The sequence below is a fragment of the Dickeya fangzhongdai genome, assembly GCF_002812485.1.
Classification (GTDB): Bacteria; Pseudomonadota; Gammaproteobacteria; order Enterobacterales; family Enterobacteriaceae; genus Dickeya; species Dickeya fangzhongdai.
The window spans coordinates 2,822,079-2,835,038 of sequence record NZ_CP025003.1 but is presented as its reverse complement, the minus strand read 5'-3'; the positions used below and the strand labels follow the sequence as shown (position 1 = coordinate 2,835,038).

Below are 12,960 nucleotides of genomic sequence, written 5' to 3'. Positions count from 1 at the left end.
TGAGTCGCAGACATGACGCCTATCGTTCCGGCAGCGCGGTTCCCCAGTCGCGCCAGCCGCCGGGCTCTTCGCCGTGCAGCAGGAAGTGTTTGCCCGCCTGTGCCGCAGGCGCCAGCGGGGTGGCCGGCGGGGTGGCGAAGGCGATGCCGCCGCGAATAAATTGCTGGAAGGTGCCGCTTTTGATCACGCCGCCGGTCAGGCCAAACTGCAGGTTGTAGCCGGAGGCCAGCCAGAACACCGAATTGTCGCGCACCAGATGTGCATGGCGTTTGCTAATGCGCAGCGCCACCGATACCCGGTCGGACAGCGAACCAAGCGACAGGCCGGTCACCGTGCCGACCTCAATCCCGCGGAACAACACCGGAGTACCGATTTGCAGCGACCCGGCTTCGGCGGTATCAACACTGATGTTCAGCCCGTCCTGATAGCGGGAGTCGGAAATGGTGGCTTTTTGTAGTTCAAAGCTGCGGGTAAACGCGCCGCTGCCCGGCTCGACGTTGATATAGGGCTGGATCAGGGTTTCCAGGTGGTTGACGCCGGCGGCGGAAATCTCCGGCGTCACCACCGAGAAGCGGGTGCCGGCGCGGGCGAAGTTGCGGACATATTCCGGATAGAGCACCGCCTGCACCAATACTTCATCCCGCTGCTCCGCCAGTTTCAGCGACTCCAACTGGCCGATATCGATGCCGAGATAACGAATCGGCATCCCGGCGGAGAGTTTGCTGGCGTCGTAGGTCCGTAACGTAATGCGGCTGCCAATCGCCCGGGCGGCGGTTTCGTTACTGTATAACGGGCGTTTGCCGCCCTGTACGTCGGCGGCGCCGTCCACGTTGTCGAAGCTAATGGCGCCTTTCAGCGCCCGGCTGAGCGGAGACGCCTGCACGGTCAGTCCGGCGCCGCTAAGTTGCACGCGCGCGCCGCCTTCCGCCCAGAAGACACTGTTGTCGGTCAATAGGTTGCGGTATTCCGGCCGGACATAAACATCGATTTCGAAGGTGTCGGCTTTCGGGCGAATGCGGGTGATTTCACCCACCTGAAACTTGCGGTACAGCACGACCGAACCTTCCTGAATATCCGGCAGGCTGTCGGTCAGTAGCGTCAACGTGGTGGGCGGGGTAGCGCCCTGAATCCCGGCGCCGGCTTTTTCCCGATCGCTGTAGAGCGGATAACGCGGCTGGGCGTCGCCGGTGCGTCCCGGCAGCACCGTCACGCCGCCGCTCAACCATTCCTGGGCGCTGGCGCCCAGCACCTGAACGCCATCCAGCCCCATTTTGACGTTGACCCGGCTACTGGCGATGAACTGGCTGTCTTTGTGCAACAAATGACGGTACTGATGGTCGATAACGGCGGTAAAGCTGACGCCGTTATCGGTTAAGGCGCGCTGAACAATCCGGCCGATTTGTACGCCGTGCAGGATAACCGGCTGACCGCTGTCGATGCCGTAACTCTGGCTGGCGGTCAATTCAATGGTGAGCGCGCCGGGCTGCTGTAGCTGCTGTTGGGTGGCGTCGGGCACGGTGAAGCGCTGCTTCGGCTCGCCATCGCCGGGGATCAACGTCAGGGTCGTGCCGCCCAGCAGGCTGGGCAGATTGAGGTCGTTCAGCGACAGACGCGGCGCGGCCAGTTCGATACGGGTGTTTTCCCGCATTAGCGGCACCACGGACGGGTCGACAATCAGCTCCCCGGTGACGCGCTGATCCGCTTCCAGTGCGATGCGTTGCAGCGTGCCTACTTCCAGCCCCTGATACAACAGCGGTGTATGTCCGGCCCGCAGTTTATCGCCGGAGGGCAGATCCAGCGTGATCAGCACGCCGCGCTGGCTGCGCGCCAGATCCGGGTACAGGGTGTAATTCTGGTCTGCGGCCGCCGCTTCCCCTTGCTCGGGGGAGTCGAACGCGATGGCGCCATTGACCAGCGCGGACAGATTCTGCATTTCGACGGTCGCGCCGCTGAGACTGACGTCGGCTTTCAAACCGGACACGTTCCAGAAACGGCTGTCCTTTTTTACCAGCCCGGTAAAACGGCGGTCGATCAACACATCGATCATCACGCCGTTGTGATCGGGGTTGATGCTGTAATCGTAGACTTTCCCTACCGGCATTTTACGAAAATAGACCAGCGAGCCGGCGTTCAGCGAACCCAGATCGTCGGCGCGCAGATGTATCAGCAATTCGCCGCTGTTAACGCGGTATTTGGGCTGAGTGTCCTGGGCGGTGAAGTGACTGACGGGATCGCCGCCGCCGGGCAGCATGCCGATGTAGTTGCCGCCGACCAGCGCATCCAGACCGGACACGCCGGCCAGCGATGCTTTGGGGGTAACCAGCCAGAACTGGGTGCCGCTGCGCAACGCGTCTTTCATGTCGTTGCGAATGCTGGCGATGACCTGGATGGTGCGCAAATCGTCGCTGAGCTTAATGTTGCGCACGGTGCCGATCTCGACGCCCTGATAGCGTACCGGCGTGCGACCGGGGACGATGCCGTCCGCCGACACGAAATCGATGGTCACCGTCGCGCCGCGTTCCTGCTGGTTGGTGTACAGCAGCCAGCCGGCGATCAGCAGGGCGATAAAAGGAAGCAGCCAGAATGGCGACAGGCGGCGCCGGGTTTTGACGTTGGCTTCAGTTGGTGTCATCGGCGTTTGGTTCTGCATTGTTATCCTACGATTATTAATCGTTATCCCACATCAGTCGGCTATCCAGCCACTCGACAGACAATATTGTCAGAATAACGGCGGCGCCAAAATAGAACGCCGCCGGTCCCATGGTAAAAGCAAGCAATTGGTCGCGGTTAACCAGCGACATGGTCAGGGCGATCACGAACAGATCGAGCATCGACCAGCGCCCGATCCAGGTCATCAGGCGCAGCAGCCGCATGCGCGTCATTAGGCTGTGTTTGACCCGAAAATGAATACTCAGCAGCAAAGTTGAGGTAATGAGCACCTTGCTGAACGGCACCAGAATACTGGCGATAAAAACCACCAGCGCCACGGGGACATTCCCGGCGGCCAGCGACATAATTCCTGAAAAAATCGTGTCTTCCCGGCGAACGCCGTTGACGTAAATCACCGATATCGGCAGCAGATTGGCGGGAAACAGCAGGATCACGGAGGTAATCAGCGCGGCCCAGGATTTCTGCAGGCTATAGGGGCGGCGCAGTGTCAGCGGAATATGACAGCGGCGGCAGCGGCCCCGGTGGTCCGGCGCGCCGGTGAAGCGGCAGGACAGGCAGACCAGCGCCTGCGGCGAGGCCGGAGCGGCGCGCTGCGGATAGAAGCGTTGCCAGAGTTGTTCGGGATTAAGATGAATCAGGGTCAGCAGACTGAGCGCCATTAGCGCCAGAAACGCCAGCAGGCCGTTGCCGGGCAGCACCTCGGAAAACTCGCGCACCTTAATCGAGGCGACCGCCAGACCGACCAGATACACATCCAGCATGACCCACTCTTTCAGGCGCTCAAACAGCAACAGCACCGGGCGCAGGTTCATGCCGACCCGCGGGGCGAAAAACAGATACAGCAGGGCGAATACCAGCGTCACCGGCGCGCCGATGATACAAAGCGCCACCATGCTGGCGGTGACCGGGTGGCCCTGACGGGTCATTTGCCAGATGCCTTCCAGCAGGCTGGCGTTAATCGACACCCCCAGCAGCCGGATATTGATCAACGGCTCGGTATAGGCGAAGGGCATTAGCACCAGCATGGCGAGCGCCATCGCCACCAGTCGAACAATCGGCCAGTCGCGGCCGCTGGCGATATGCGCCGCGCAGCGCGGGCAGTGGCCGTGCTGATGGCGTTTGAGCCGGGGCAGCGTGAACAGCAGGTCGCATTGCGGGCAACGTTGAAGCCGCCGCGGCGCGGCAGGCGGGGAATCAGCCGGCCCGGCGGACGGGGCGGCGTTATAAATTTTCATATTTCCTGCGGGCAGGTTAACAGGACAGGTATTATCATAGTGTAACTGAATGATGGACGACACAAAATCACTGCTACCCTTGTCAGTTGACATTGATGGCGTCACCAGGCGGTAGCCCGTACGGCAACGACAGGATGCCAGGCGGAAAGGTATAACCCGCTGTCCTGTGACGGCGCCGTGCGGTGAAGGTTGGGCTAACAAGAGAAATCCTGTAGCATCCTGATCCGAAACTTTATTAATGTGCTGCGGGCGTCAGCCGTCAGGCGGTCCGTAAAGACAATTTCTGCCTATTGCAAGCTATGAAAAAAGAACAATTCTACGATGAGCTGGTGCGTGATCTGACGGCGCTGATTGCCGGTGAAGATCGCTTCATCACGATATTATCAAACAGCAGCGCGTTACTGTTTGAACGACTGGATGGTGTGAATTGGGCCGGCTTTTACCTGCTGGACGGCGATACGTTGTTTCTGGGGCCGTTTCAGGGGCGCCCGGCCTGCGTGCGTATTCCGGCGGGAAAAGGGGTCTGTGGTCGGGCGGTTGCGGAAAACCGCGTGCAGCGGGTCGGCGATGTGCATGAATTTCCCGGTCATATCGCCTGCGATGCCGCCAGCAATGCCGAAATTGTGTTACCGCTGACGGTCGACGGGCAGTTGATTGGCGTACTGGATATCGACAGCACCATTCATCACCGTTTTGATGCCGTGGACGAAGACGGGCTGAATGCTGTGACGGCCGCGCTATGCCGCCAGTTGTCACAGAGCGACGTGCTGGCTTTCATCAATTCTCTTACGTTGCGACAAGGATAACGTAGCAATTGCCGATGGCGTCATTATAATGACGCCTGTTCATGCCTGCGCTGGTTGGCAAACCCGTTGTAATCAGGAAATTTCATGGAAAATCAACCTAAGTTGAACAGTAGTAAAGAAGTGATCGCCTATCTGGCAGAGCGTTTTCCGCTCTGTTTCACACTTGAAGGCGAAGCGCGTCCGTTAAAGATTGGTATTTTTCAGGATCTGGTCGAACGCGTGTCCGAATCTGAACACGTCAGCAAGACGCAGCTGCGTTCCGCACTCCGTCTTTACACGTCAAGCTGGCGCTATCTGTATGGCGTCAAACTGGGCGCCCAGCGCGTCGATCTTGATGGCAATTCGTGCGGCGAGCTTGAGCAGCAGCATGTAGAACATGCGCGCAAGCAGCTGGAAGAGGCCAAAGCCCGCGTTCAGGCCCAGCGGGCGGAGCAGCAGGCGAAGAAACGCGAGTCCGGCGAAGCCGAACCGTCCCGTCCGCGTCCGGCTGGCGGCAGAAATGCCCCGCGTCGTGAGCGTGATGCCGCCGGCGCCGCGCCGCGCAAGCCGCGTTCTTCCTCTTCCCGTTCCGCACAGACTGCTTCTCCGTCATCCGAAAAATCCCAACCCCGTCAGCCTAAAGCGGCCCGAGCGGTGCAACCGGAACGGCAGGCGGTGACGGATATTTCCAGCCTGCAAATCGGCCAGGAAATCAAAGTCAGGGCTGGCAAAAACGCCATGGATGCCACTGTGCTTGAGATCGCCAAAGATGGAGTCAGGGTACAGCTGGCTTCCGGACTGGCGATGATCGTACGCGCAGAACATTTGCAGTTCTGATACGGAGGCCAACCTGGGCATGAACAAATTTGTCAAAGCAGCGGCTTTAATCTGGCTTTTGCTGTCTGGATGCAGTTTTGCCAGTGAGAATATCACCCGCGCGGATCAAATCCCCCAATTGCAGCCGGAAGCGCAGCATTCCACCGTTAGCGAACGCGTCGCGTCGCGTTTCCTGCGTTCCCACTATCGCCAGTTCATGTTGGATGCGCAGTTTTCCGGCAAGATTTTTGATCGTTACCTCAACATGCTGGATTACAGCCATAACGTGCTGCTGGCTTCCGACGTGGCGCAATTTTCCGGTCAGAAAGGCGAGTTGGGCGACGATCTGAAAAGCGGCAAACTCAGCCTGCCGTACGCCATGTACAATCTGGCCCAGAAGCGCCGTTTCGAACGTTACCAGTACGCGCTGATGCTGCTGGAAAAACCGATCAGCCTGAACGGCAACGATGCTATCGATCTCGATCGCGCCAAGGCGCCCTGGCCGCAAAGCGTGGATGAGCTTAACGCGTTGTGGGACGCCAAGGTCAAATATGACTGGCTGAGCCTGAAGTTGACCGGCAAGGCCGATGCGGAAATCAAGGAAACGCTGACCAAACGTTATCAGTTTGCGATTCGCCGTCTGGTGCAGACCAACAGCGAAGACGTGTTTCAGCTGATCATGAACGCCTTCGCGCGGGAAATCGATCCGCACACCAGTTATCTGTCGCCGCGCAATACCGAGCAGTTCAATACCGAGATGAGCCTGTCGCTGGAAGGCATCGGCGCGGTGCTGCAGATGGATGAAGATTACACCGTGATCAACTCCATGGTGCCGGGCGGCCCGGCGGCGAAAAGCAAACGCATCAGCGTTGGCGATCGCATCGTGGGCGTCGGTCAGGCCGGCAAGCCGATGGTAGATGTGATCGGCTGGCGTCTGGATGACGTGGTGGCGTTGATCAAAGGGCCGAAAGGCAGCAAGGTGCGTCTGGAAGTGCTGCCGGCCGGCAAAGGCACCAAAACGCAAACCATTACCCTGACTCGTGAACGTATCCGGCTGGAAGATCGCGCGGTGAAAATGTCGATCAAGGATGCGGGCAAAGACAAGGTTGGCGTACTGGATATTCCCGGTTTCTACGTCGGGTTGACGGATGATGTGAAAGTGCAGCTGCAGAAGCTTGAGAAAGAGCATGTCAGCAGCATCATCATTGACCTGCGCGGCAACGGCGGCGGCGCGCTGACGGAAGCGGTCAGTCTGTCTGGGCTGTTCATTCCCACCGGGCCGGTAGTGCAAGTACGCGACAACAACGGCAAAGTGCGTGAAGATAGCGACACCGACGACACTATCTATTACAAAGGTCCGTTGGTGGTGCTGGTCGATCGCTTTAGCGCCTCGGCGTCGGAAATTTTCGCGGCGGCGATGCAGGACTACGGCCGTGCGCTGATTGTCGGCGAGCCGACCTTCGGTAAGGGTACGGTGCAACAATACCGTTCGCTCAACCGCATTTACGATCAGATGCTGCGCCCGGAATGGCCGGCGCTGGGTTCGGTGCAATACACCATCCAGAAGTTTTATCGTATCAATGGCGGCAGCACCCAGCGTAAAGGGGTCACGCCTGATATCGTGATGCCGACCGGCAACGAGATGGTGGATACCGGCGAGAAGTTTGAAGACAACGCCTTGCCGTGGGACAGCATCAAACCGGCCAGCTATACGGTGATGGGCGACATGAAACCGCTGTTGCCGGGGCTGCTCGATCAGCATAACGCGCGTATCGCCAAGGATCCGGAGTTCCAGTACATCCAGCAGGATGTGGCCCGGTATCAGGAGCTGAAAGAGAAGCGCAACCACGTGTCGTTGAATCTGGCTCAACGCCAGAAAGAAAACAACGAAGACGAGGCTACGCGTCTGCAGCGCATCAACGATAGACTGAAGCGTCAGGGTAAACCGCCGTTGAAAACGCTGGATGATTTGCCGAAGGATTATCAGGATCCGGACGCTTACCTGAATGAAACCGTCCAGATTGCGGAAGACCTGTCTAAACAGGAACCGAAGCCGCAGTAAAGGCGAGCGGTAGCACTAAAGAAAAGCCCGGTGAGAAAACCGGGCTTTTTTATGGGTGATGATCCGTCCTGAATAGCGTTGACACGTTCCTGACTTAAATCTGGAGAACGTGATGATGACTGAGTTCAAACGTACCCAACGTGATTATCCTCTATCCTTTAAATAGCCGTCGTTGAGCAAGTCGAAAAAGGTGAAATGACCTACAAACAGGCTCAGCAACGATACGGTATTCAGGGGCGCTCCACTGTCCTTGTCTGGCTGCGTAAATATGGCCGGCTTGACTGGAGCCCCGGACTTCCGAATTTGGTGAAGAGGAAATTGCTTGTGGCTCAGACAAATACCCCACTCACCCCCGAGCAAAGAATCAAAGAGCTTGAAGAACAGCTTGAGCTGGCGAACCAGAAGGCTGAGTTTTTTGAGTCGGTTATCAATGTCCTGAAAAATGATTACGGGGTGAGTGTCGTAAAAAAGCGGCCCGGCAAGTCCTTGCTCAAGGTCAGACCTCAAAAATAACCGTTACGCGCGCCTGCCAATTTCTGGGTCACAGCAGACAGGCATGGTATCAGTACAATGCCCGCTGCAATCAACGACATGCACACCATAGTAAGGTTCTGGATGTTATTGCCCGGATCCGGTGCCGCCAGCCGAGGATCGGCACACGTAAACTGCACCATCTATTGAACAGTCACCCGGACAAGACACTGAAGGCACGGTTTATCTGAGTCTGGTCACTGATGCCTGCTCAAGAAAAATCATGGGTTATCATGTGGATGAAAACCTGCACACTGAAAATGTAGTAAAAGCGTTCAAACAGGCACTGCGGCAAAGGCAAACAGAAGGCCCTCTGATACATCACTCAGACAGGGGGATACAATACTGTTCAGCACTTTATCAGTCAGTGCATAAAGAATACGGAATAACCTGTTCGATGACAGATGGTTACGACTGCTACCAGAATGCACTGGCGGAACGAATAAACGGGATCCTGAAGAGTGAATTTTTACTCTCACGCCCGGCCGATCCGGCACAGGCAAGGAAAATGGTGAAAGAGTCTGTAGCAATTTATAACCATGAACGGCCACATCTGGCCCTGAAATACAAAACGCCTGATGAAGTTCATCAGGCGTTTTGCGGGCAAACAACTGTCAACCTATATCAGGACTAGTCACAACCCGCGCGGCTGCTTCATGTTTACAGGTCACCCGTCCTGACGCAGGATCTCGATCAACTCCCGCAGGCCCGGCGGAACCTGACGGTGGCCGGGATAGTAGATGTGGAATGCCGGTTCTACCGGTGACCAATCCGGCAGCACCACCTGCAATTCGCCGCGCCGCAAGTGTTCGCGGACACGATCTTCCAGGCAGTACATGATCCCTCCGCTGGCAACCGCAATGTCGATACCCAATGTCGTTTCGTTCACGCAGAGCTGGCCCGGCACGTCAATGGCTCGGTGTTCGCCATCCTTCTCGAAGTCCCATCGGTAGATGACTCCTTGGCCGGTACGGATCTGGATGCAGTTGTGCACCTTCAGGTCTTCGGGGACGAGCAGCGGTGCGCTGCGATGAAGGTAGCGCGGTGACGCTACTGCGACCCACTTGAGCGGCGGGCCGATCCTGACCGCAACGCAGTCTTCCGGCACCGTACCGCCGAAACGGATGCCGGCATCGAAGCCTGCGGCCACGATATCGACCATATGGTCATCTACCGCGACCTCGACTTCGACGTCGGGATAGCTATGCAGGAACTTCGGCAGGTGCGTGACCAGCAAGAGTCGGGCACCGTCTTGCAGCGCGTTCAGCCGCAGCCTGCCTACTGGCCGGTCGCGATGGCGATTCACGTCCGCCAAAGCCCCGCCAATTTCAAGGAAGCCGATTTCCAGCCGTTTCGCCAAGTTGTCGCCCGCCTCGGTTGGCGACACCGTGCGACTGGTGCGGTTGAGTAGGCGCACGCCCAGCCGGGCTTCCAGGTTGCGCATGGCATGGCTCAGTGCCGAGGTGGTGATACCCAGTTCGACAGCGGCCTGGGTGAAGCTGCGCAAGCGGTGGACGACCAGGAAAGAGTTCAGGTCGGCCAGGTCGGCTCTCGACAAGCGCGCGGTGGGGCGAACACTCATGGCAAAACCTATCGATGAATTCAATTTCACAAATCATTGAATATAACTCAATTGTTTATGGATTTTATAGGTTTATTATACAAAAAATCTCAACAATAAGGCGGTTCTTAGCCCGTGTTTCACTTTGTCCTGTTTGTCCTCTACCTCTATGTGGTGTGCCGCTTCGTGTTCCCGCTCCCCTGGTGCACGAGATGCCGTGTGTTGCTGGCCGCCGTGCTGCTGCTGACGTCCAAGTACCATCTGATCCAGCAATGGGTCTTCGGGACGATGTTTTCCCCGGAGATGCCGCGTGCATTGGTGGTGCTGTTTGGTGGGTTGTTCTGCGTCTTCGTACTGTTATTTTCCCTCACGGCAATATTCGACGTGCTGCTGGGAGTGGCCTGGCTGGTGCGGCGCGGTAGGGCTGTTGATGAGCCGTTCCGCACACGGGCCCGCTATACCGTGGGAATCGCGGCTATTGTTCTCTCAGTTATCGGTGTGCATCAGGCCATGCAAGTGTCGGATGTACGACGCGTCGAGCTGACATTGCACGATCTGCCCCCGACCTTGGATGGCTTTCGCCTGGTGCAGCTTACCGACCTGCACATCAGCCGACTGCTGAACGGCCCGTGGGCACGGCAGGTGGTCGAGCGCACCAACGCCCTGAATCCCGATCTGATTGTCGTCACCGGCGACTTGATCGACGGCACAATATCGGCCCGGCGCGACGATGTAAAACCGCTGGGGGATCTACGCGCCAAACATGGCATCGTTACGATCCTGGGCAACCACGAGTACTATTTCAACGCCGACCAGTGGACAGACGTGTTCGAACAATTGGGTATGCGCGTGCTGGTTAATGAGCATCTGCGCATCTCGGTGGATGGCGTCGGGCTTGTCGTGGTGGGTTTGGCTGACCAGGCTGCCCTTGAACACGGGCAGCCTGGCCCCGATGCTGCGCATGCCTTGCAAGACGTGCCTCATGAAGCTGCAACGGTATTGCTGACCCACCGCCCGGTGGACATCGCGATGCATGCGCAGTCCGGCATCGATCTTCAACTGGCGGGACACACCCACGGCGGAATGATTCGGGGCTTCGATGCCCTGGTGGTCGCGCCGCTCAATGATGGCTTCGCCTCTGGCTACTACTCCGTTGGTGACATGCACCTGTATGTCAGCAATGGCACGGGGCTCTGGAATGGATTCCCGATCCGTCTCGGCGTACCCGCCGAGATCTCGGAAATCACACTCAGGTCGCCTGATCGTTAACACTTCATTTTGGGAGAGAACAACGATGCATCCAGCAATTCGTAGAAACGGCGTCGCAGTCATTACAGGCGGTGCAATGGGCATTGGTTACGCCATCGCCCATAGACTCGCCCAGGAAGGTATGCAGCTTGTGCTGCTGGACAGGAATGCAACGGCCCTGATGGCAGCGACTGACCGCCTGCAGGCGGCTTTCCCGACGCTGATCCAACGTGGCGTGGTCGGGGACGTGACCGACCACGCCACCGTCGAGCAGTTGTATCAGGAAGCGGTCGCGCTCGGCGAGATCGCGCTGTTGGTCAACAACGCCGCGATCATCAAAGGCGCTGGTCCCTGGGAGGACGCCGAGCAATGGCACCGGGTCATGGATATCAACTTCTGGGCTATCTTGGCATTACAGCAGCGTTTCGTGCCCACCCTGATCGAGCAGGCTTCGGCCAGTGCCATCGTCAATCTGGGTTCCAAGGAGGGCATCACCACGCCACCGGGCAATGCGGCCTACAGCGTGTCCAAGGCAGCCGTGCGTGTTCTGACGGAACAACTCGCGCATGAGCTGTGTGAGCGTGTGCAAGATCGCGTGACGGCACACCTGCTGATTCCGGGCTGGACGTTCACCCCGATGAACTTCCCCGACGTGTCGGCGGATGCCCCCCAGCCGACGGGGACCTGGAGCGCCGATCAGGTCGTGGATCGGATGTTCGAGAGCCTGAGTGCCGGTGACTTCTACATATTCTGCCAGGACAACGACGTTACCCGTGAAATGGATCAGCGTCGGATGCAGTGGTCGGCTGATGACATGATCCAGAACCGGCCAGCGTTGTCGCGCTGGCATCCCGACTGGCGCGAGAAGTTCGCCGAGTTCATGAAGGGCGCATGACGGCTCGAACTATGAACCTGGATGTGAACGTCGCGCGCCTGACCACCAACGGTAGATACTCCACCTGCGCCGCCGTCAACAAGGATGTTGTCATTCGAATCCCGAAGGACTACGAGGTGGGCTCAGTGATGTGCGATGCGGCCACTGTGTACTCGCTCAAGCGCACCCGTTATCGCTATGTCATGGGCATCAAGTCTATGTAGATACGTTGTGTTCGGATGATGCGTTGCACTCGCGCAGAGGTAAGTGCAACACATCGTCTGGCACATCCTCAATCAATCAGGAATTTCAAGCTGGAGAAAGACAATGACCAAGCCATTTGCACTCGTCACCGGCGGCTCAGCCGGAATTGGGCTGGAGATCGCACGCCTTCTGGCAAAGGACGGTAACGACCTCATCATCACGGGGCGAGAAAAACGCGTCCTCCAGGCGGCAGAGGAGCTGCGCAAGTTTGGCGTCGAGGTGCTCCCGGTTCAATCCGATTTATCCACCGAAGCCGGCAATGCCGCTGTTCTCGACGCTCTGGCATCTACGGGGCGGCCTTTGGGGATCGCAGTCCTCAATGCCGGTATCGCCATTGGCGGAGCGTTCATCGACATCCCCCTGGATCGGCATCTGCAGCTCATCGCCTTGAACGTCATCTCACCAGTGCGGCTGGCCCATGCGGTGATCCCAGGCATGGTGGCAAACGGTGGCGGCAAACTCCTGTTGGTCAGTTCCCTGTCTGCCACCACGCCCACGCCCTACGAGAGCGTATACGGCCCATCCAAGGCATTCCTGTCATCGTTCGGACATAGCATCCGCGAGGAGCTGTCGGGCACTGGTGTACAGGTGACGATCCTTCATCCGGGCGCGACGGCGACCAACTTCCACGCCCGTGCCGGCATGGGCAATACCGGTTTCGGCGACAACAGTTGGAAGAACGATCCGGCCCTGGTGGCGCGGCAAGGTTATGACGCCCTTATGCGCGGAGAAACCAGTTTGATCGGTGGTGATGAAGCCACCCAAGAAGCGGGTCGCGAGCACAAGTGTCTGTCGGAAGAGGAAAAGGCTCGGCGGCACGCTAAGATGGCGCGCCCGAAACGTTGAGCACGTGAGCACGGTTGAACCTGGAGGTTCATGCTGATGGCCGCATCGCCACTGACGAGACAGCGCTA

Annotated in this window: 10 protein-coding genes and 1 pseudogene; 8 read left to right on the top strand and 3 right to left on the bottom strand. The window is 58.2% G+C overall.

Annotated elements, in window-relative coordinates; translation table 11 throughout:
- Nucleotides 1-19 precede the first annotated feature (19 nt).
- Nucleotides 20-2,650: a PqiB family protein gene (locus CVE23_RS12630; protein ID WP_100849669.1), complete on the bottom strand. Its 2,631-nt coding sequence runs from the start codon at nt 2,648-2,650 to the stop codon at nt 20-22.
- Between the two features lie 16 nt (nt 2,651-2,666).
- Complete coding sequence (gene yebS / locus CVE23_RS12625; RefSeq protein WP_145958422.1) at nt 2,667-3,905, bottom strand: membrane integrity lipid transport subunit YebS; 1,239 nt, start codon at nt 3,903-3,905, stop codon at nt 2,667-2,669.
- A gap of 299 nt (nt 3,906-4,204) precedes the next feature.
- On the opposite strand from yebS, the gene CVE23_RS12620 reads away from it, so the two are divergent.
- From CVE23_RS12620 to CVE23_RS12605, 4 genes and pseudogenes are all read left to right on the top strand, one after another.
- On the top strand, nt 4,205-4,711 hold the full coding sequence (locus CVE23_RS12620; protein WP_038919300.1) for a GAF domain-containing protein: 507 nt from the start codon (nt 4,205-4,207) through the stop codon (nt 4,709-4,711).
- An 84-nt stretch (nt 4,712-4,795) separates the two neighbouring features.
- Nucleotides 4,796-5,527 carry an RNA chaperone ProQ gene (gene proQ, locus CVE23_RS12615; RefSeq protein WP_038658037.1) on the top strand — a complete coding sequence of 244 codons (732 nt, stop codon included), beginning with the start codon at nt 4,796-4,798 and terminating at the stop codon, nt 5,525-5,527.
- 19 nt (nt 5,528-5,546) lie between these two features.
- A complete protein-coding gene (gene prc / locus CVE23_RS12610) occupies nt 5,547-7,568 on the top strand; it encodes a carboxy terminal-processing peptidase (protein WP_049854105.1) in 2,022 nt (673 codons plus the stop codon).
- Between the two features lie 112 nt (nt 7,569-7,680).
- A pseudogene (locus CVE23_RS12605) lies at nt 7,681-8,733 on the top strand (IS3 family transposase).
- A gap of 33 nt (nt 8,734-8,766) precedes the next feature.
- Here CVE23_RS12605 and CVE23_RS12600 read toward each other — a convergent pair.
- On the bottom strand, nt 8,767-9,681 hold the full coding sequence (locus tag CVE23_RS12600) for a LysR family transcriptional regulator (protein ID WP_100849667.1): 915 nt from the start codon (nt 9,679-9,681) through the stop codon (nt 8,767-8,769).
- A 114-nt stretch (nt 9,682-9,795) separates the two neighbouring features.
- On the opposite strand from CVE23_RS12600, the gene CVE23_RS12595 reads away from it, so the two are divergent.
- The 4 genes from CVE23_RS12595 to CVE23_RS12580 all read left to right on the top strand — a co-directional run bounded on the left by CVE23_RS12595 (nt 9,796) and on the right by CVE23_RS12580 (nt 12,892).
- Complete coding sequence (locus CVE23_RS12595; protein WP_100849666.1) at nt 9,796-10,929, top strand: metallophosphoesterase; 1,134 nt, start codon at nt 9,796-9,798, stop codon at nt 10,927-10,929.
- Nucleotides 10,930-10,954: 25 nt separating this feature from the next.
- Nucleotides 10,955-11,803, top strand: coding sequence for an SDR family NAD(P)-dependent oxidoreductase (locus CVE23_RS12590; RefSeq protein ID WP_100849665.1), 849 nt, complete (start codon nt 10,955-10,957; stop codon nt 11,801-11,803).
- Nucleotides 11,804-11,814: 11 nt separating this feature from the next.
- Entirely contained in the window at nt 11,815-12,006 is a 192-nt protein-coding gene (locus tag CVE23_RS12585; protein WP_167389551.1) for a hypothetical protein, read from the top strand.
- A 103-nt stretch (nt 12,007-12,109) separates the two neighbouring features.
- Nucleotides 12,110-12,892 carry an SDR family NAD(P)-dependent oxidoreductase gene (locus tag CVE23_RS12580; RefSeq protein WP_049854100.1) on the top strand — a complete coding sequence of 261 codons (783 nt, stop codon included), beginning with the start codon at nt 12,110-12,112 and terminating at the stop codon, nt 12,890-12,892.
- Nucleotides 12,893-12,960: the final 68 nt, after the last annotated feature.